Raw genomic sequence first — 18680 nt, 5'->3', positions numbered from 1 at the left:
CGTTGACCGACCAACGAGGACTACATGACTGACACCACGCTGCCCCCGGGCGACGACTCCGTCGACCGGATCGAACCGGTTGACATTCAGCAGGAGATGCAGCGCAGCTACATCGACTACGCGATGAGCGTGATCGTCGGGCGCGCGCTGCCCGAGGTGCGCGACGGTCTCAAGCCGGTACACCGCCGGGTGCTCTACGCGATGTACGACTCGGGATTCCGGCCCGATCGCGGCCACGCCAAATCGGCGCGGTCCGTCGCCGAGACGATGGGCAACTACCACCCGCACGGCGACTCATCGATATACGACACCCTGGTCCGGATGGCGCAGCCGTGGTCGCTGCGCTATCCGCTCGTAGACGGTCAGGGCAACTTCGGATCGCCGGGCAATGATCCACCGGCTGCGATGCGTTACACCGAAGCGCGGCTGACGCCCCTGGCGATGGAGATGCTGCGTGAAATCGACGAGGAGACAGTCGATTTCATCCCGAACTACGACGGCCGGGTCCAGGAGCCGACGGTTCTGCCGAGCCGGTTCCCCAACCTACTGGCTAACGGTTCGGGCGGTATCGCGGTCGGCATGGCCACCAATATGCCGCCGCACAACCTACGCGAGCTTTCCGAGGCGGTGTTCTGGTGCCTGGACAATTTCGACGCCGATGAAGAGGCCACCCTGGCCGCGGTCTGCGAGCGGGTCAAGGGACCGGACTTCCCCACCTACGGCCTGATCGTCGGATCGCAGGGTATCCACGATGCCTACACCACCGGCCGCGGTTCGATCCGGATGCGCGGTGTGGTCGAGATCGAGGAGGACTCGCGGGGCCGCACCATGCTGGTGATCACCGAGCTGCCCTATCAGGTCAACCACGACAACTTCATCACTTCCATCGCCGAGCAGGTCCGCGATGGCCGGCTCGCCGGGATCTCGAACATCGAGGACCAATCCAGCGATCGGGTGGGATTGCGGATCGTCGTCGAGGTCAAGCGCGACGCCGTCGCCAAGGTGGTGCTGAACAACCTCTACAAGCACACCCAGCTACAGACCAGCTTCGGCGCCAACATGCTGAGCATCGTCGACGGTGTGCCACGCACGTTGCGGCTCGACCAGATGATTCGCCTCTACGTCGAACATCAACTCGACGTGATCATTCGGCGCACCACGTACCGACTACGCAAAGCCAACGAACGGGCCCACATTCTGCGCGGCTTGGTCAAAGCGCTGGATGCACTGGACGAAGTCATCGCCTTGATCCGGGCGTCGGAAACCGTCGACATCGCGCGGGCCGGCCTGATCGAGTTGCTCGACATCGACGACATCCAGGCCCAGGCGATCCTCGATATGCAGCTGCGCCGGCTGGCGGCGCTGGAGCGCCAGCGCATCGTCGACGACCTGGCCAAGATCGAGGCCGAGATCGCCGACCTCGAGGACATTCTGGCCAAGCCGGAGCGGCAGCGCGCGATCGTGCACGACGAGCTCGCCGAACTCGTCGAGAAGTACGGTGACGATCGGCGCACCCGCATCATCCCCGCCGACGGAGACGTCGCCGATGAGGATCTGATCGCGCGCGAAGAGGTCGTCGTCACGATCACCGAGACGGGCTATGCCAAGCGGACGAAGTCCGACCTGTACCGCAGCCAGAAGCGCGGCGGGAAGGGTGTGCAGGGCGCCGGCCTTAAACAGGACGACATCGTCGCGCACTTCTTCGTGTCGTCGACGCATGACTGGATCCTGTTCTTCACCACCCAAGGGCGGGTGTACCGGGCCAAGGCGTACGACCTGCCGGAGGCGTCCCGGACGGCGCGCGGCCAACACGTCGCTAACCTGTTGGCCTTCCAACCCGAGGAACGTATCGCCCAGGTCATCCAGATCCGCGGGTACGAGGATGCGCCCTATCTGGTGCTGGCCACCAAGAACGGTCTGGTCAAAAAGTCCAAGCTGACCGACTTCGACTCCAACCGCTCGGGTGGGATCGTCGCCGTCAACCTGCGCGATGGCGACGAGCTGGTCGGTGCCGTGCTCTGCTCGGCCGAGGAGGACCTGCTCCTGGTCTCGGCCAACGGGCAGTCCATCAGGTTCTCGGCGACCGACGAGGCGCTGCGACCGATGGGCCGGGCCACGTCCGGCGTGCAGGGCATGCGATTCAACGAGGACGACCGACTGCTGTCGCTGAATGTGGTGCAGGAAGGCATGTTCCTGCTGGTCGCCACGGCCGGCGGTTACGCCAAGCGCACCGCAATCGAGGAGTATCCGGTGCAGGGGCGCGGCGGCAAGGGGGTTCTGACCGTTCAGTACGACCGCCGTCGCGGCAGTCTGGTCGGCGCGCTGATTGTCGACGACGACAGCGAGTTGTACGCGATCACCTCGGGCGGCGGCGTCATCCGCACCCGGGCGCGCCAGGTCCGTAAGGCCGGGCGGCAGACCAAGGGCGTTCGATTGATGAACTTGGGTGAGGGCGACACACTGTTGGCCATCGCCCGCAACGCCGAGGAAAACGCCGGCGACGACATCGAGGAAATCGAAGGCGGCGAGGAGTCGGAGAGCTAGCCGCTAAGGGGGCGGGCCGACCAGTGGCCTGCCAACGGACCGCCACAGGGCGCGGGCAATTAGACTCAGCCCGACCAGAGAAATCGCGAGTGCCACCGTCCGGTCGGCCAAGGCAGCAGAGGTAAGGAGTCTCCGGTGACCTCACCGAGCGAGCCGGGTGCCCCCAAGAAGGGCGACAGCCAGATCGGGGATGTTTCGGCCGAGCGTGCCGGTGCACACCCGCGTGGGGCCCCCAATCAGGCAGGCCGTAGCACCGAGGGCGGGGACTCGCCGCCGTGGCAGCGCGGTGCCGCCCGGGCCGCCAATCCCGCCAACCGGCAGAGCGAACCTCCGACCGAGGCGCGCCCGCAGGGCCAGCCGTCGGGTGTCGATGCCCGAGTGAACCGTTTCATCGCGGGCGGCAACACGCAGGCGGCCGGTGCGCCACCACAGCCGAAGAGCCCCGAGTTCGATGCGTCCGCCCGCGGTGACGGGCCAACGCATGACGCCTACGCCAGCGAGCTGCCGGATCTGTCCGGCGGAATCCCGAGGGGATCACAGCGTAAGACCACGCCGGAGCGCAGCTCGGAGACGTCACAATCAACCGGATCGGCTCGGGCGACCAGCACCGAACCCCGGGAGAATCGCGACAGCCTGCTCCAGGTGTCGCGGCGCAAGGGCGGCCCGGTCCGGGCCACCATGCAGATCCGCCGGATCGATCCGTGGAGCACGCTGAAGGTGTCGCTGATGCTGTCGGTGGCGCTGTTCTTCGTCTGGATGATCGCGGTGGCGTTCCTGTACCTGGTGCTCGGCGGCATGGGGGTGTGGGCCAAGCTCAACAGCAACGTTGGTGACCTGCTGAACAACACCAGCGGCAGCAGCGGAGAACTGGTGTCGAGCGGGACGATCTTCGGCGGCGCCGTGCTGATCGGCTTGTTCAACATCGTCTTGCTGACCGCCATGGCCACGATCGGCGCGTTCGTCTACAACCTGTCGACGGACTTGATCGGCGGCATCGAAGTGACGCTGGCGGATCGGGACTAGTGCAGGTTTTGGGGGTGGGGCGACGAGTGCGGTAATCTCGTCGCTCGGCCGTACGCGCGTACGGGCCTATAGCTCAGGCGGTTAGAGCGCTTCGCTGATAACGAAGAGGTCGGAGGTTCGAGTCCTCCTAGGCCCACAACCATGTGCCCATCAAGACGTTGTGTGAGACTTGCATTGCCGCTGGCACTGATCGCCGTGGTGGCGGTGGTGGTGCGGTCACAACGCGGGGTCGAGGTCTGGCACGTGGCAGCAGTTGATCCCGCACCCGTTGGCGAGGGGCCTTAGCTCAGTTGGTAGAGCACTGCCTTTGCAAGGCAGGTGTCAGGGGTTCGATTCCCCTAGGCTCCACAAATCAAAATGGCGAACTGCCGAATTGCTGACTCCCCCATGGTCGTTGGCCTTCGTGGGCCGCGGTGTCGCCCGGGTTCCATTTGCTGCGCGGTGGTGAAGTCGCTCGACAGGCGCTGTCACGCTATTAGCTGTATCGTGCGGCGCATGACGAAATCAGCGCGGGTCGCCGCCAGCGCGGCGCTGGGGGCAGCACTCACGATCGGCGGAATCGGAATTGCCGTCGGGACGGCTCCGCCCGCGTCGGCGGGCTGTCAGAACACGGCTATTCCCGGAGAGTCCTACTGCGACAAACCGGTAGGACCGGACGGGACCTGGGAGCGATGCCACCAAGGCCCCAGCTACCCGGTCTTCGGCGGCCGGGGCGTGATCGAGGACGTGACCCCGCCGCCCGAGTGCTACCCGGTTGACCCGGCGCAGCCCGTGCCGCTCGGGCAGCCGCCGAACCACGTCGACGACTGAGTCCAGTCGCTCAGTGCGATTCGCAGGCGATGCCGCCGTTGTCCCGGTCTAGCTTTTGCTGGTAGGCGGGATCACCGCGCGGGATGTTGTAACGCCCGTCTTTTGCGGCCGCACTGCAGTCGGTATATGGCGGGTCTGCGTGCGCCGCGGGCGCGACTGTCAGGCCGAGGCCGAGAGTGGCGGCAACCGCGGCCAGCAGGGTACGGAGATCCATGGGCTCACAACCTTTCCTTGCGGGTTGTGAGATTACGGCGAGAACCGCGGCTGCGGGTTAAAATCGGCAGACTTGGCGACCGAGTGCTTGCACCGGACCCGGGCACCGAGTTTCTCAGGCGCACAAGCCTTTCAATAACTTCGAGACGGGCCGAGACGGCCGGCCGGCCAGACCGCTGGCACGGATAGCGAACAGGCACAGTGGAATTGGTGAGTTTTGGCGTAACTGTCCGAACTGCGTCAGGGTCGCGGTTGGACGTCCACGCTGGGTGGCCGTGGTGACGGTTCGGTGTTGTCGCGGTTGGTCGAGCGCCGGACGATGCTGAATGCGGCGCCGCCGCCGGCCAGGACGACGATGGCGGCTGCCGCGATCAGCAGGGGTCGTTTGCCCCGGCGGCGTTGGGATTTGCGTGCATCTTGCAGTGCCTGCGGCAGGCCGGAGACGACCTCCTGTGCGGTGGCCAGTTCCTGGGCGAGCGCCTGCTGTGCCGCGGTGACATCGCGAGACAGTTGGCCCTGGCGGTAGCGGCGGCGCAACTCCGACGCGGTCGACTGGGTGGAGTTGACCCCCAATCCGATGAGACCGCGGGTGACGTCCACCGGTCCCACCGCCGAATAGGTCAGACCCCGAGACAGTCGCTGTCTGGGAGTCAGCCGGGATTCCGCCTGCGCGTTCATCTGCCGCCTTTCTGTGCCGCCCGTGAAACCTACAGACTGCCACCATAAGAACACCGGCGCGGCTATTGCAGCGCGACGTCGGCCTTTTCGGTCCGGGCTGCCGGACTGACACCGGGTGCGGGCGGGTCCGTGGGTAATGGCAGACTCTCGTGTCGTGACCAACAGCCCGCATCAGACTGCCACTGCCACACTGCACACCAACCGCGGCGACATCAAGATCGCCCTGTTTGGGAACCACGCGCCCAAGACTGTCGCCAACTTCGTCGGCCTGGCGCAGGGCACGAAGGAGTACTCGACCCAAAACGCGTCGGGCAGTCCTTCCGGTCCGTTCTACGACGGCGCGGTCTTTCACAGAGTGATCCAGGGCTTCATGATCCAGGGCGGCGACCCGACCGGCACGGGACGCGGTGGCCCCGGCTACCAGTTCGCCGACGAGTTTCACCCCGAGCTGCAGTTCGACAAGCCGTATCTGCTGGCGATGGCCAATGCGGGTCCGGGCACCAACGGTTCGCAATTCTTCGTCACCGTTGGCCCCACGCCGCACCTCAACCGGCGCCACACGATCTTCGGCGAGGTGACCGACGCCGAGTCGCAGCAGGTCGTCGACGCCATCGCGACGACGTCCACCGACGGCAACGACCGTCCGACCGACGAGGTCGTGATCGAGTCGATCACGATCTCGTAAGTTCGGCGTAGCTACGCCGGGCCGGCACCGTCTCGGCCGGCGTAGCCGGCCGCGGTAAGCGCATCGAGGACCTCTAACGGCTCGGCGCCCAGGTCCCATCGGGAGAACAGCACCAGCCGGTCATCGACCGTCTCGACCTCGAGGAAACGCACCTTTCGCCCGAGGCGGCGGAACTCGGTGATCCGAATGATCTTGATGTCGGAGTGCTGCAATACCTGCGTCCGGAACCACCCCCGGATCACCAGACCGTCCGCGGTAATAGCCAGCTTTGGGCGTGCGCGCCAAGTACCGCCCGCAAACACCAGCAGACCCGCCCCGGCAATCCCCGCCAGCACCCGCCCCGGCGGGTCTGTGACCGCGGTCACACTGGCGATAGCCATGAACAACCCGCCAAGGCCACAACCAGCCACTCCCGCAGCATGCGGCTGCCACGATGTTTGCTGCATACCGTTCCTAACCCCTCCCACCACTGCCGATGCAGTTATCCACATCAGCTATCAACAGTGGGGATAAATCACACGCGTGTGATTGGGTAGTCACAAGGTTGCTGGCTTAGCTGCGAATCGACCCCAAGATGAATTCATTCGGCAGCTGATCTTGGTTAGTGCCAGCGCATCGTGAGCAACAACCCGGTGATCATGAAAGCGAACGCGATCGCGTAGTTCCACGGGCCCAGTTGCGCCATCCAATTAAGAGCGGTCGGTGCCTGGCTTCCGACCGCGGCCAACTGGAACACCATCAGCCAAACCAGACCGATCAGCATCAGACCCACGAACAGCGCGACGAACCACACACTGGACGGGCCGACCTTCACTTTCACCGGCGTCCGGCTGACCGCGGTGACGGTGAAGTCGTTCTTCTTGCGGACCTTGGACTTGGGCATGATTACCTCGGGATCACGGTGAGCGGGACGGGGTGCAACGATAGCGGTTGTAGCTACACGCAGGACTTGGCTACGAGATTAACCCACCTGGCCCCCCGACCAGGAAATTGGAGACCCGATGATCCAGACCCGCCGGTCACCATGGCGCTTCGGTGTCCCATTGGTTTGCCTGCTGGCCGGATTGCTGCTGGCCGCCACGCACGGGGTTTCCGGTGGCGCCGAGATCCGCGGCAGCGATGCGCCGCGCCTGGTCGATCTGGTGCGTGAGACGCAGGCCTCGGTGAATCGTCTCAAGGCCGAACGCGACGAGCTGGCCGGCAAGATCGACTCGACGCATCTGAGGTCTTCCGATGCCGCATTGGCAGCCATGCTGCGGCGTTCGGCGGAGCTGGCTGGTGCGGCCGACATGAACCCGGTGCACGGGCCAGGCCTGGCGGTGACCCTCGACGACGCCCAGCGCGACGCCAACGGCCGCTTCCCGCGCGACGCGTCCCCGGACGACCTGGTGGTGCACCAGCAAGACATCGGGGCCGTCCTCAACGCCCTGTGGAGCGCCGGCGCGGAGGCGATCCAGATGCAGGATCAGCGGCTGATCGCCACATCGGTACCGCGCTGCGTTGGCAACACGCTGCTGCTCAACGGGCGCACCTACAGCCCGCCGTACACGATCACCGCGATCGGCAACGCCGCCGCGATGCAGGCCGCCCTGGCCGCCGCGCCGCTGGTGATCCTCTACAAGCAGTACGTCGTCCGATTCGGGCTCGGCCACCACGAGGACGTCAAGCCCGACGTGCAGATCGTCGGCCACACCGAACCGGTCCGGATGCATTTCGCGAAGCCGCTGGGGCCGATCGGCTACTGAGCATCAACCGCGACTCGCCCGGGCGGTAACCTGACACGATGCGGATCCTGGTTGTCGACAACTACGACAGCTTCGTGTTCAACCTCGTGCAATACCTGGGGCAACTCGGAGTCGAGGCAGACGTGTGGCGCAACGACGACGCCCGGCTCGCCGACGAAGCCGCCATCGCCGTGCAGTTCGACGGCGTTTTGCTCAGCCCCGGCCCGGGCACCCCGGAACGCGCGGGCGCATCGATCGACCTGGTCCGCGCCTGCGCCGCGGCGGCCACCCCGCTACTCGGCGTCTGCCTCGGTCACCAGGCCATCGGGGTCGCCTTCGGCGCGACCGTCGACCGTGCACCCGAGTTGCTGCATGGCAAAACCAGCAGCGTCCACCACACTAGTGTCGGTGTGCTGCAAGGACTTCCGGATCCGTTCACGGCGACTCGCTATCACTCGCTGACGATCCTGCCGGAGTCGCTGCCCGACGTGCTCGAGGTGACAGCGCACACCCGCACCGGAGTGATCATGGCCGTGCGCCACACGGAATTGCCGATCCACGGCGTCCAGTTCCATCCGGAGTCGATCCTCACCGAGGGTGGGCACCGAATGCTGGCCAACTGGCTGGCGGTGTGCGGATGGTCGCGGGACGACACCCTGATCCGCCGGCTAGAGAACGAGGTTCGCTCCGCGGTGCGGCCGTATTTCCCTGCCGACCCGGCGGCTACTGACCGAACCTCAGCGTGATGATGCCGTCCCGGTTGACTCCGGTACCGGCCGGCGGGTTCTGATACACCACCTTGTGGGCCTGGGAGCCACCGGCGTCGATGTCGGCGCCCTTGTCCAGCACCCCCGTCCAGCCCAGCGCGCGTAACCGTGGTTCGGCGTCGGTCCAGAACATGCCGGACAGATCGGGCATCACGAACTGATTGCCCTTGGACACCTGCAGCTCGATGATCGAGTCCACCGGAACCGTCTGGCCCTTGGGCGGATTGGTGCCGATGACCTCACCGGCCGGCCGGGCGCTGTCCACCGCCGCCTGGGTGATCTTGGTGAAGCCGTAGACCGTCAGGTTCTTCTGCGCGATGTCGACGGTCTGGCCCGCGACATCGGGAACCTGCTTGGTCTCGGGTCCCGATCCGACGATCACGGTGACCACGTTGGTGATCGCCGACGTCTGATTCGCCGGCGGGTTGGTCCCGATCACCTTGCCCAGCAGCTCCGGCGTCGACGGCGAGTTCGCCTGCTTGAACTTGGTGAACCCGGCTGCCTTCAGCTTGCTCACCGCGTCGGAGTAACTCAGCGAGGACACGTCAGGCACTTCGCGTTGTTCGGGCCCGGTCGACACGTTGATGGTGATCTCGTCGCCGGCGGCCACCGAGGCGTTGGCGCCGGGATCGGTACTGATCACGTGATCGGGCGGGATCGCCGAATCAGGCGTCTGCAGCGTGCGGGTCTTGAAGCCTCGATTCTGCAGGGCCGCAACGGCATCCGCGGAAACCTGGCCGCGCATATCTGGAACTTCAACGTCGCGGGTCGAGCCACCGAACGTGTTGAACCCGATGACGACGACGATCGTCAGCACCGCGAGCACGGCGACGGCGACGACCCAGCGACCGACCGGGCCGCCCATCCGATCGGGGTCGGTGTCGCTGAGGCGCTGCCGAGGCAGCGGGTCCAAGCGTCCACTCCCATGGCCCGGGCCCGTCGCCATCAGCGAGGTCCGCTCGGCGTCGGTGAGCACCTTGGGTGCTTCGGGGGCCTCACCGTTGTGCACGCGAACCAGGTCGGCGCGCATCTCGGCGGCGGTCTGATAGCGGTTGTCCGGGTTCTTGGCCAGCGCCTTGAGCACGACGGCGTCGAGCTCGGCGGAGATACCCGGGTGCCGCGTCGACGGCGGCACCGGGTCTTCGCGGACATGTTGGTAGGCAACCGAAACCGGCGAGTCTCCGGTGAAAGGTGGCTCGCCCGTGAGGATTTCGTAAAGCACACAGCCCAGCGAGTAGACATCGGAGCGGGCGTCGACGGAATCGCCACGGGCTTGCTCCGGCGAGAGATACTGCGCCGTCCCGATCACGGCCGCTGTCTGGGTGACGCTGTTGCCGCTGTCGGCGATCGCCCGGGCGATGCCGAAGTCCATCACCTTGACCGCATTGGTCGTGCTGATCATGATGTTCGCCGGCTTGACGTCGCGGTGGATGATGCCGGTCTGGTGGCTGAAGTTCAGGGCCTGGCAGGCGTCGGCGATGATCTCGATCGCGCGCCGCGGCGGCAGCGGCCCGTCGTTGTGCACGATGTCGCGCAGCGTGACACCGTCGACGTACTCCATCACGATGTAGGGCAGCGGACCGGCGGGGGTCTCCGCCTCGCCGGTGTCGTAGACCGCGACGATCGCCGGGTGATTCAGCGCGGCGGCGTTTTGCGCCTCGCGACGGAAGCGCAAATAGAAACTCGGGTCGCGGGCCAGATCGGCGCGCAGCACCTTGACCGCGACGTCGCGGTGCAGGCGGACGTCGCGAGCCAGGTGAACCTCGGACATCCCCCCGAAACCGAGGATGTCGCCCAGTTCGTAACGGTCGGACAGGTGCTGAGGGGTGGTCATTGCGGTGTCTCGTATTGGGCCGTCGACAGGCTGGGCGCTAAGGGGTTGGCCCAGCTCAGTTCGGGTGGCCTGCTGTGGAATCCAGAATTACTCATCGCCGGCGGTCCCGTCCAATCGAGTCGCAAACTCGGGCCGGAACTGGTGGGGGTCTTGCTCGCCGGTGGCGGCCCGGTGTCGGTGACCGTCGGGGGCACAGGCTGCTGCTGGGTGTCGTCGCGGGAGTTGATCACGATCAGCACCGCGATGATGATCGCGAGCGCGCCCAGCACCCCGGCGGCCCACAGCAGCGCACGCTGTCCCGACGAAAAGGTACGGCGGGCGGGCGCCGGACGATGACTATTCGTGGCCGGCCGCGATCGGCGCGGTGCCGCAGTGCGGGCACTGGGCGCGGTGGTCGTCCTGGTCTGCGCTCCCGACGGAATGGACGCCGGCGAGGCTCGTCCCGGCGGTGGTGACTGACTGGGCCGCGGTGGGCGCCGGCCGGCCCGTACCGCGGCCACGGCGTCCGCGAACGGCCCACCACTGCGGTAGCGCATGCCGGGGTTCTTGACCAGCGTGATCTCGATGAGTTCGCGGACGTTAGGCGGCAATTCTGGAGGCAGCGGTGGCGGCGGCTCCTTGATGTGCTTCATCGCCACCGTCAGCGCGCCGTCACCGGTGAACGGACGCTTGCCTGAAACCACTTCGTAGCCAACAACTCCCAGCGAATAGACATCACTGGACGGTGTCGCGTCATGGCCCAGCGCCTGCTCGGGCGCGATGTATTGGGCGGTGCCCATCACCATGCCGGTCTGGGTCACCGGTGCCGCGTCGACGGCCTTGGCGATACCGAAGTCGGTGATCTTCACCTGCCCGGTCGGGGTGATCAAGATGTTTCCCGGCTTGACGTCGCGGTGCACCAGCCCGGCGGCGTGCGCAATTTGCAGCGCGCGCCCGGTCTGTTCGAGCAGGTCCAGTGCATGCCGCAGCGACAGCCGGCCGGTGCGCTTGAGCACCGAGTTCAGCGGCTCACCGTTGACGAGCTCCATCACCAGGTAGGCGGTGCGCCCCTCGCCGTCCATCTGGCTTTCGCCGTAGTCGTGTACGGCTGCGATCCCGGGGTGGTTAAGCATCGCGGTGGTACGCGCCTCGGCGCGGAACCGCTCAATGAACTCGGAGTCCTGGGAGAACTCCGCCTTGAGCACCTTGACGGCGACCCGCCGGCCCAGCCGGCTGTCCACGGCCTCCCAGACCTGGCCCATGCCGCCGGTGGCGATCAGGCGTTGCAGTCGGTACCTGCCCGACAGTGTCACACCAACTCGTGGGCTCATGGGCCCCCCTGCAGTGCGGACTGGATGACGGCCCGCCCGATCGGTGCGGCGAGCGCACCGCCGGTCGCGGAAAGGCGGCCGGCACCATTCTCCACGAGGACGGCCACGGCGACCTTGGGCGCCTGCGCGGGCGCGAATGCGATGTACCACGCGTGCGGCGGTGTGTTGCGCGGGTCGGTGCCATGCTCTGCGGTACCGGTTTTTGATGCGATCTGCACGCCGGGAATGGCCCCTTTCTGCTGCGCGGCCTTCTCGGCGCCGACCATGAGCTCTGTCAGCTTAGCGGCGATCTGCGGCGATACCGCGCGACGTTGCTGATAGGGCGCTGTTGTGCTGATGTTGGCCAAGTCCGGTCCTTTGACGCTTTCGACCAGGTACGGCTGCATCGTCACGCCGCCGTCCGCGATGGTGGCGGCGATCTGCGCGTTCTGCAGCGGGGTCAGCGCCACGTCCTTCTGCCCGATGCTGGTCATCCCGAGAGCGGCGGCATCCGCGATTATCCCAACCGTCGATTCGGCGACCTGCAGCGGAATCACACTCGGGCTGCTGTCCAGTCCGAACGAATGCGCCATGCTGCGCAGGGCTTGGGCCCCGGTGAGCATGCCTAGCTGGACAAATGCGGTGTTGCACGACTTGGCGAAGGCTTGGCTCAGCGACACGGTTGGCTGGTCGCCGCACGGGGTGCCGCCGTAGTTCTGCAGAGTGGCCGTGCTGTTGGGCAGGGGGATCGTGGGCGCGGCCGTCAACTGCTCGTTGTCGGTGGCGCCGGCCTGCAGCGCTGCCGCGGTGGTGATCACCTTGAAGGTCGAACCGGGTGGGTAGGTCTCTGAGATCGCACGGTTGGTGAGCGGGCTGTCCGGGTCGTCGCGCAGTCGCTGCCACGCCACCGCCTGCACCTCGGGATCGTGCGAGGACAGCAGGTTGGGGTCATAAGACGGCGACGACACCATGGCCAGAATTTTGCCGGTGGACGGCTCCAGCGCCACCACCGCGCCCTTGCACGGCGGCCCGCCGCAACCCTGCTGCATCGCGTCCCAGCCGGCCTGCTGCATACGCGGGTTGATCGTGGTGTCGACGTTGCCACCGCGCGGATCGCGGCCGGTGAAGAAGTCGGCCAGCCGCCGCCCGAACAGCCGCTCGTCGGAGCCGTTCAGCAGTGAGTCTTCAGCTCGTTCCAAACCGGAACTGGAATACCGCAACGAATAGAAGCCGGTCAGCGGCGCGTACACCGCGGGGTTAGGGTACACCCGCAGGAAACGGAATCGGCTGTCGGTGGCCACCGAGTAGGCCAGCAGCTGGCCGCCCGCGATGATCTGGCCGCGCTGGCGCGAGTATTCGTCGAGGAGGACCCGCTGGTTGCGTGGGTCGGCTCGCAGCCCGTCGGCGGCGAATACCTGCGTCATGGTGGCGTTGAGAAGCAGCAGGACGATCAAGGCCATCACGGTCACCGAGATGCGACGGAGTGAGGTGTTCATACCCGCTCAATCACCTCGGTGCCGGCTGCCGCGATCGGCGCCGTGGCGCGGGCGCGGTCTCGCAGCGGGCGCCGGGCGCTATGCGAGATGCGCGCCAGGATGGCCAACAGTATGTAGTTCGCCAGTAGCGAGGATCCGCCGTAGGACATCCATGGTGTGGTCAGTCCGGTCAGGGGAATGAGCTGGGTGACGCCGCCGACGACGATGAACAGTTGGATCGCCAGTGTCGACGCCAGACCCGCGGCCAGCAGCTTGCCGAAGCTGTCGCGTGTCGCGATCGCGGTGCGCAGGCCCCGGACGATGACGATGGTGTACAGCATCAGGAGGCTGGCCAACCCGACCAATCCGAGCTCTTCGCCGAACGCCGCGATGATGAAGTCGGTGGACGCGGCCGGCACAGTATCGGGCTGACCGTTGCCTAGCCCGGTGCCGAAGATGCCTCCGGTGGCAAAGCTGAACAGCGATTGCACGATTTGGTAGCCGCTGCCGTCGGGGTCGGAGAACGGATCCCACCACATCTGCACGCGAACACGTACATGCGCGAAAATGTAGTATGCGGCAACGCTTCCCGCGCCGAATAAAGCCAGCCCGATGACCACCCAACTGAAGCGCTGGGTGGCCAGATAGACCACCACCAGAAACGACGCGTAGAGCAGTAGCGAAGTGCCGAGGTCCTTTTCGAAGACCATGACGCCGATCGAGATCACCCAGGCCGCCAATAGCGGCGCGAGGTCTCGCGGGCGCGGCAGCGTCATGCCCATCAGATGCTTGCCGACGCTGGTGAACAAGCCGCGTTTGGCGACCAGCACCGCGGAGAAGAAGATCAGCAGCAGAATCTTGGAGAACTCGGCGGGCTGAATTGAGAAGCCCGGCAGGCGAATCCAGATCTTAGCGCCGTTCTGCTCGGACAGCGACGACGGCAGCAGGGCCGGGATTGCCAAGAAGACCAGTCCGGTAAGGCCGAAGATGTAGCCGTAGCGCGCGAGTTGTCGGTGGTCTTTGAGGAAGGTGACCACGAGCGCGAATGCGGCAACACTGACCAAGGTCCACAGCAGCTGCTGGGTCGCGCTGGGATGATGTCGACCGCTGAGCTCGTTACCGACAAGGTCGAGCCGGTGGATCATGACCAAGCCAAGTCCGTTGAGCAGCGCCACCATTGGCAGCAGCAGCGGGTCGGTATAGGGCGCAAAGCGCCTAATGGCCAGGTGTGCACTGCCGAACACGGCAAGGAAGGCCAGCGCGTAGCCGGTCAGGCCCCAACGCAGACCGCGGCCCTGGTTGGCGTCGACGATCAGCAACGCGGCGACGGTGATCACCGCGGCGAAGCACAACAGCAGCAGCTCGGAGTTGCGCCGAGTAGGCAGCGGCGGCGTGACCGCGACCGGGGGCTGGACCTGAGTGGTCATGCAGCCGCCCGGCAGTCGATGCCCGGCTGAGGTGGGAGTGGCGGGAGCGCAGTCACCGTCTGAGTGGTGGTCGCGGGCGACGTCGGCGCCGGCGCTGCTGGAGGGGTGCTTGCGGGGGTGGTGCTCGGTGCGGTGCTGTTGGCCGGGGGGCCGCTGGAAGGAGTGGGGGGCGCTGTGGCGCTCGGCGGTGTCGTGCCGCTGGTCGCCGGGGTCAAAGACCCGGGCGGTGAGGTCGCCCGTGGCGGTGGGCAGGGCGGCAGCAAGTTGTTGGCCGACAATTCCTTCAACTGTGATTCGGCCTCATCGAGAGTCCCGGCGGGAAGCCCGGCCAGTACCTGCGCGCGTGCGGCAGGGCGCAGGTCTCCCAATTGCATCAGCCGGCAGTCCAGGTGACCACCGGCTTGGCTGTAGCTGATGATCGATAAGTCGTTGCGCGCGTTGAGACAGCCCACCAAGTAAGGCTCGTGCAGGGACATGCCCAGCAGCGACCCTTGAATCCCCTTCATGATTGACACCATGCCGTTGTGTTCGGCGACGTAGTAGTTGCTGCGAATGATGCCCCGCCCGATGGCAAGGCCGGTGAGCGCGAGCAGTACCACCAGAGTGACGACCATGAACGTCCGCCGCCATGCCCACCGCGCCCGGGTAGCCGGTTCCTCTTGTTGCACAACGCGTTTAGCAGCCTCTTTACGGGGCCCGATGGCAGAAGCCCGGCCCGCCGAGGTGTTGGGCAGCGTCAAGTGGTCTTCTTCGCCGGATACCGCACCGGCCAGAATCGGCTGGGTCTGGCCGTAGTCGTAGTCGACGACATCGGCGACCACGACCGTCACATTGTCGGGACCGCCGCCGCGCAACGCCAATTCGATTAGACGGTAAGCACTTTCGGCGACATCGGGAATCTGCAGGGCCTCGGCGATAGTTTCGTCGCTGACTGGATCGGACAGCCCGTCCGAGCAGAGCAGGTAGCGATCGCCGGCGCGCGCTTCGCGCATGGTCAAGGTGGGCTCGACCTCGTGGCCGGTCAGCGCCCGCATGATCAGCGATCGCTGCGGGTGGCTGTGGGCCTCTTCTTTCGTAATCCGTCCCTCGTCGACCAAGGTTTGGACGAAGGTGTCGTCCTTGGTGATCTGGGCCAGCTCGCCATCGCGCATCAGGTAACCACGCGAGTCTCCGATGTGCACCAATCCAAGACGGTTGCCCGCGAACAGGATTGCGGTCAGCGTGGTGCCCATTCCCTCGAGGTCGGGCTCCATCTCCACTTGTGCGGCGATGGCTGAGTTACCGGAGCGCACAGCCGAATCGAGCTTGGCGAGCAGGTCGCCACCGGGCTCGTCGTCGTCGAGGTGAGCCAGCGCGGCGATCACCAGCTGGGAGGCCACCTCACCGGCGGCGTGGCCGCCCATGCCGTCGGCCAGGGCCAGAAGCCGCGCGCCGGCATAGACCGAGTCTTCGTTGTTGGCGCGTACCAGGCCGCGATCGCTGCGGGCGGCATATCGCAGAACCAGGGTCACGGGCGCAACTCGATTGCCGTCTTGCCGATCCGGATCGGCGTTCCGATTGGAACTCGTACCGCAGTGGTCACCTTCGCCCTGTCAAGGTAAGTGCCGTTGGTCGATCCTAGATCCTCGACGTACCATTCCGAGCCGCGCTGAGACAGCCGGGCATGCCGCGTCGAGGCATAGTCGTCGGTCAGCACCAGCGTCGAGTCGTCGGCACGTCCGATCAACACAGGCTGCCCGCTGAGCGTGATGCGTGCACCTGCCAACGCCCCCTCGGTCACCACCAGATAGCGGGCGGCATGGCGACGCTGGCGGGATGGCAGCAACGTGCCGCGCAACACCAAACCTCGGCGCACCATGACCGCACCGGTTGGTGCGTAGATGTCAGTTTTCAAGATCCGGAGAACAGACCAGATGAATACCCATAACAGCATTAAGAATCCGGCACGCGTCAGCTGCAGTACCAGTCCCTGCATCTGGGCGTCCTTTCCGTCCTGGCGCCGCACCTCGTGAAACCAAGCAACGTCACGATACTTGGAGGGCGGTCGACGCGGGGCGAAGCACGGCAGCTTGTGCCCGGTGCGTTCAGTGGATCCGAACGATGATCTCCGAGTGGCCCAAACGGATCACGTCGCCATCGGCCAACTGCCACTCCTGTATCGGCGCGTTGTTCACGGTCGTGCCGTTCGTGGAGTTGAGGTCGGATAACAGCGCAACCTGTCCGTCCCAGCGGATTTCCAGGTGGCGGCGCGACACCCCAGTGTCGGGCAGCCGGAATTGGGCGTCTTGTCCGCGACCGACAATGTTGGAACCTTCGCGCAGCTGGTAGGTCCGGCCGCTGCCGTCGTCGAGCTGCAGCGTGACCGCAGTTCCGGCAGCGCCATGACCGCCCTGCCCGTAACCGCCGTATCCACCGCCGCCCTGTTGGCCGTAGTCCGCCTGCTGCCCGTACTCAGGCTGCTGCCCGTACTCGGGCTGCGGCGCGTACTCGGCCTGCTGCTGCCCGTACTCGTAGTCGCGGTGAGCGGTCTCGGGGTACGCACCGCCGCCCTGAGGGCCATATCCACCGGCCGGAACGTTCTCCGCGTATTGGGTGTAGTCCCCGCCGCCGTACTCCTGCTGGCCGTAACCCTGACCGCCCTGCTGATAACCCTGGTCGTATCCGCCGCCCTGGTCGGGGTAGGACGGGCGTTGCTGTTCGGGCGCGCCCTGGGCCGGCGGGTAGCCGCCGCTCTCCTCGGGACGAGCAGGCCCGCGACCGTACTCTGCGTAGCCGCCGCCGTAGCCCTGCTGGCCGCCGCCCTGTTGACCGCCGCCGGGCTGGCCGTAGCCGCCGCCCTGGCGGTAGCCCTGGTCGTAACCCTGGCCACCCTGGTCGTATCCCGGGCCGCCGTGGCCACCGCCGGCTGGCGGACGCTGCTCATACGACGGCGGGTAGCCGCCTTGCCCCTGGTCGGGGTAGCCGCGACCCTGGTCTTGGTAGCCGCCCTGGCCGGGGTATCCACCCTGCTGCGGATAACCGCCTTGCTCGGGGTAGCCGCCACCCTGCTGCGGATAGCCACCCTGCTCGGGGTAGCCCCCGCGCTGTTCTTGGTAGCCACCCTGGTCAGCAGGCCGAGGTGGTTGGTAGCCGCCGCCCTGCGGCGGGTAGCCGCCGCGCGCGTCGGGTCCGCCCTGCGGCTCCTGGCCGCCGCGCTGATCATCTTGCGGACGCGCGTACCGCTCGTCGTAGTACTCGTCGCCGGGACGCCCCTGCCCCTGACCGCGGTAGCTCGAGTTGTCAGTCATTGGTGGTACTCCTGGTTCTCCGCTGAACGCCTGGTTTGATTGTGGCCGGGCGGGATCGTTAACCGTCGGGCGGGGCTCGACATCGGGGTTGACAGCACCGCGGGCGCGAAACTGTCCGGTATGCAGGTTCGGCAACTGCTCAAACCGAACGACGACATCACCATACGTTTCCCACCCCTGTTCATGGATATAGTCGGCCAGGTATCTAGCGAAAGCGACCGACGTCAGATCCGGATCGGTGCCCACCTTCTCGAAGTCGTGCATACCGAGGGTAATGACGTATTCGTTGGGCGCCAAAAGGTGATTTCCCCGAAGCGGCCGCAGGCCGTCCTCGGCTTCGCGGCGTAACAGCGCCTCAACCTCTTGCGGGACAATGGATCCGCCGAACATTCGCGCAAATGTGTCGCCGACGGTCGACTCGAGCCTGCGCTCGATCCGTGCCGCGAGCCCCCGTTGGCTACCCATGCCTCAGCGCTCGCCCGCACCTGTCGCGGTGTATCGCCGGCGCAAGGCAAACGATTCGCCCGCCTGTCGTATCACTCATGCATGGTATCGGGACACCGCGACGCTGCGGCACCGTGAGAATCCTGAGAATTGCATCTATGCAGGTCAAGGCCGGTCCGAGTACGAGGTGGGCGGGCACTGAGCGGGCTCCGTCGGCCGTGGGCGCGGTTAGGGCGAATGGCTATACAGTGATATGGTCCATCGGTTGTTTCCCCGGGCGAGTGGCGGAATGGCAGACGCGCTGGCTTCAGGTGCCAGTGTCCTTCGGGACGTGGGGGTTCAAGTCCCCCTTCGCCCACCAGGCGGGTTCGGTGAACCGCAGCCGCAATGCCACGAACTCTACGAGGGGTCGTGGCCTTCGTTAATTCCCATCCACGGGACCGGGATTGGCCGCGCCCGGCCGCGGTGCTTAACTGCAGG

General features: G+C 66.2%; 17 protein-coding genes and 3 tRNA genes. 9 read left to right on the top strand and 11 right to left on the bottom strand.

The window, feature by feature from the left end; all coding sequences use genetic code 11:
* Positions 1–24: 24 nt before the first annotated feature.
* The 5 genes from gyrA (at position 25) to DB708_RS26815 (ending at position 4377) form a co-directional block, all read left to right on the top strand.
* Entirely contained in the window at positions 25–2544 is a 2520-nt protein-coding gene (gyrA, locus tag DB708_RS26835; protein WP_108926476.1) for a DNA gyrase subunit A, read from the top strand.
* 135 nt (positions 2545–2679) lie between these two features.
* Positions 2680–3567, top strand: coding sequence for a DUF3566 domain-containing protein (locus DB708_RS26830; RefSeq protein WP_108926475.1), 888 nt, complete (start codon positions 2680–2682; stop codon positions 3565–3567).
* Positions 3568–3629: 62 nt separating this feature from the next.
* Positions 3630–3703: transfer RNA gene (locus tag DB708_RS26825), tRNA-Ile, on the top strand.
* 139 nt (positions 3704–3842) lie between these two features.
* Positions 3843–3915 (top strand) — tRNA-Ala (locus tag DB708_RS26820).
* Between the two features lie 147 nt (positions 3916–4062).
* A complete protein-coding gene (locus DB708_RS26815; RefSeq protein ID WP_108926474.1) occupies positions 4063–4377 on the top strand; it encodes a CDGP domain-containing protein in 315 nt (104 codons plus the stop codon).
* 10 nt (positions 4378–4387) lie between these two features.
* Here the strand turns inward: DB708_RS26815 and DB708_RS26810 are convergent, their stop codons facing one another.
* Together DB708_RS26810 and cwsA are read right to left on the bottom strand one after the other, a co-directional pair.
* Complete coding sequence (locus DB708_RS26810; RefSeq protein WP_108926473.1) at positions 4388–4591, bottom strand: excalibur calcium-binding domain-containing protein; 204 nt, start codon at positions 4589–4591, stop codon at positions 4388–4390.
* Between the two features lie 239 nt (positions 4592–4830).
* On the bottom strand, positions 4831–5268 hold the full coding sequence (gene cwsA / locus DB708_RS26805; protein ID WP_108926472.1) for a cell wall synthesis protein CwsA: 438 nt from the start codon (positions 5266–5268) through the stop codon (positions 4831–4833).
* Positions 5269–5404: 136 nt separating this feature from the next.
* Here cwsA and DB708_RS26800 point away from each other — a divergent pair, with 136 nt between their 5' ends.
* The gene (locus tag DB708_RS26800) at positions 5405–5953 is read left to right on the top strand and encodes a peptidylprolyl isomerase (protein WP_108926471.1); all 549 of its coding nucleotides are present in this window, start codon (positions 5405–5407) and stop codon (positions 5951–5953) included.
* Between the two features lie 11 nt (positions 5954–5964).
* Here the strand turns inward: DB708_RS26800 and DB708_RS26795 are convergent, their stop codons facing one another.
* A complete protein-coding gene (locus DB708_RS26795; protein WP_108926470.1) occupies positions 5965–6399 on the bottom strand; it encodes a PH domain-containing protein in 435 nt (144 codons plus the stop codon).
* A 155-nt stretch (positions 6400–6554) separates the two neighbouring features.
* Entirely contained in the window at positions 6555–6836 is a 282-nt protein-coding gene (gene crgA / locus DB708_RS26790; RefSeq protein WP_108926469.1) for a cell division protein CrgA, read from the bottom strand.
* Positions 6837–6954: 118 nt separating this feature from the next.
* Here crgA and DB708_RS26785 point away from each other — a divergent pair, with 118 nt between their 5' ends.
* Positions 6955–7698, top strand: coding sequence for a DUF881 domain-containing protein (locus DB708_RS26785; protein WP_108926468.1), 744 nt, complete (start codon positions 6955–6957; stop codon positions 7696–7698).
* A 38-nt stretch (positions 7699–7736) separates the two neighbouring features.
* Positions 7737–8423, top strand: a complete 687-nt coding sequence (locus tag DB708_RS26780; RefSeq protein ID WP_108926467.1) for an aminodeoxychorismate/anthranilate synthase component II — start codon at positions 7737–7739, stop codon at positions 8421–8423.
* On the opposite strand, the gene pknB is transcribed toward DB708_RS26780, so the two are convergent.
* The 7 genes from pknB to DB708_RS26745 form a co-directional block, all read right to left on the bottom strand.
* Complete coding sequence (gene pknB / locus DB708_RS26775) at positions 8401–10278, bottom strand: Stk1 family PASTA domain-containing Ser/Thr kinase (protein ID WP_108926466.1); 1878 nt, start codon at positions 10276–10278, stop codon at positions 8401–8403. The two genes, DB708_RS26780 and pknB, sit on opposite strands and share 23 nt — an antisense overlap.
* Positions 10275–11588 carry a serine/threonine-protein kinase gene (locus tag DB708_RS26770; RefSeq protein ID WP_108926465.1) on the bottom strand — a complete coding sequence of 438 codons (1314 nt, stop codon included), beginning with the start codon at positions 11586–11588 and terminating at the stop codon, positions 10275–10277. Before DB708_RS26770 ends, pknB begins: the two co-directional genes overlap by 4 nt.
* Positions 11585–13063, bottom strand: coding sequence for a D,D-transpeptidase PbpA (gene pbpA / locus DB708_RS26765; protein ID WP_108926464.1), 1479 nt, complete (start codon positions 13061–13063; stop codon positions 11585–11587). The genes DB708_RS26770 and pbpA overlap by 4 nt, the downstream gene beginning before the upstream one ends.
* Positions 13060–14469, bottom strand: a complete 1410-nt coding sequence (locus DB708_RS26760; RefSeq protein ID WP_108926463.1) for an FtsW/RodA/SpoVE family cell cycle protein — start codon at positions 14467–14469, stop codon at positions 13060–13062. Before DB708_RS26760 ends, pbpA begins: the two co-directional genes overlap by 4 nt.
* Positions 14466–15980: a PP2C family protein-serine/threonine phosphatase gene (locus DB708_RS26755; RefSeq protein WP_108926462.1), complete on the bottom strand. Its 1515-nt coding sequence runs from the start codon at positions 15978–15980 to the stop codon at positions 14466–14468. The genes DB708_RS26760 and DB708_RS26755 overlap by 4 nt, the downstream gene beginning before the upstream one ends.
* Positions 15977–16444 (bottom strand): FHA domain-containing protein FhaB/FipA, encoded by a 468-nt coding sequence (locus DB708_RS26750; RefSeq protein WP_025738168.1) that lies wholly within the window; start codon positions 16442–16444, stop codon positions 15977–15979. Before DB708_RS26750 ends, DB708_RS26755 begins: the two co-directional genes overlap by 4 nt.
* Positions 16445–16553: 109 nt before the next feature.
* Positions 16554–18221: a DUF3662 and FHA domain-containing protein gene (locus DB708_RS26745; protein WP_108926461.1), complete on the bottom strand. Its 1668-nt coding sequence runs from the start codon at positions 18219–18221 to the stop codon at positions 16554–16556.
* A gap of 254 nt (positions 18222–18475) precedes the next feature.
* On the opposite strand from DB708_RS26745, the gene DB708_RS26740 reads away from it, so the two are divergent.
* Positions 18476–18561: transfer RNA gene (locus DB708_RS26740), tRNA-Leu, on the top strand.
* Positions 18562–18680: the final 119 nt, after the last annotated feature.

The organism is Mycobacterium montefiorense, from assembly GCF_003112775.1.
Classification (GTDB): domain Bacteria; phylum Actinomycetota; class Actinomycetes; order Mycobacteriales; family Mycobacteriaceae; genus Mycobacterium; species Mycobacterium montefiorense.
Note: the sequence above shows the minus strand (reverse complement) of the source record. Positions and strands in the feature narration are given on the sequence as shown.

Bases quoted from the DNA above. Each gene is read 5' to 3' on its own strand.
- gyrA (WP_108926476.1), top strand. From the start codon at position 25: ATGACTGACACCACGCTGCCCCCGGGCGACGACTCCGTCGACCGGATC.
- DB708_RS26815 (WP_108926474.1), top strand. From the start codon at position 4,063: ATGACGAAATCAGCGCGGGTCGCCGCCAGCGCGGCGCTGGGGGCAGCA.
- DB708_RS26810 (WP_108926473.1), bottom strand. From the start codon at position 4,591: ATGGATCTCCGTACCCTGCTGGCCGCGGTTGCCGCCACTCTCGGCCTC.
- cwsA (WP_108926472.1), bottom strand. From the start codon at position 5,268: ATGAACGCGCAGGCGGAATCCCGGCTGACTCCCAGACAGCGACTGTCT.
- DB708_RS26800 (WP_108926471.1), top strand. From the start codon at position 5,405: ATGGCAGACTCTCGTGTCGTGACCAACAGCCCGCATCAGACTGCCACT.
- DB708_RS26795 (WP_108926470.1), bottom strand. From the start codon at position 6,399: ATGCAGCAAACATCGTGGCAGCCGCATGCTGCGGGAGTGGCTGGTTGT.
- crgA (WP_108926469.1), bottom strand. From the start codon at position 6,836: ATGCCCAAGTCCAAGGTCCGCAAGAAGAACGACTTCACCGTCACCGCG.
- DB708_RS26785 (WP_108926468.1), top strand. From the start codon at position 6,955: ATGATCCAGACCCGCCGGTCACCATGGCGCTTCGGTGTCCCATTGGTT.
- DB708_RS26780 (WP_108926467.1), top strand. From the start codon at position 7,737: ATGCGGATCCTGGTTGTCGACAACTACGACAGCTTCGTGTTCAACCTC.
- pknB (WP_108926466.1), bottom strand. From the start codon at position 10,278: ATGACCACCCCTCAGCACCTGTCCGACCGTTACGAACTGGGCGACATC.
- DB708_RS26770 (WP_108926465.1), bottom strand. From the start codon at position 11,588: ATGAGCCCACGAGTTGGTGTGACACTGTCGGGCAGGTACCGACTGCAA.
- pbpA (WP_108926464.1), bottom strand. From the start codon at position 13,063: ATGAACACCTCACTCCGTCGCATCTCGGTGACCGTGATGGCCTTGATC.
- DB708_RS26760 (WP_108926463.1), bottom strand. From the start codon at position 14,469: ATGACCACTCAGGTCCAGCCCCCGGTCGCGGTCACGCCGCCGCTGCCT.
- DB708_RS26750 (WP_025738168.1), bottom strand. From the start codon at position 16,444: ATGCAGGGACTGGTACTGCAGCTGACGCGTGCCGGATTCTTAATGCTG.
- DB708_RS26745 (WP_108926461.1), bottom strand. From the start codon at position 18,221: ATGGGTAGCCAACGGGGGCTCGCGGCACGGATCGAGCGCAGGCTCGAG.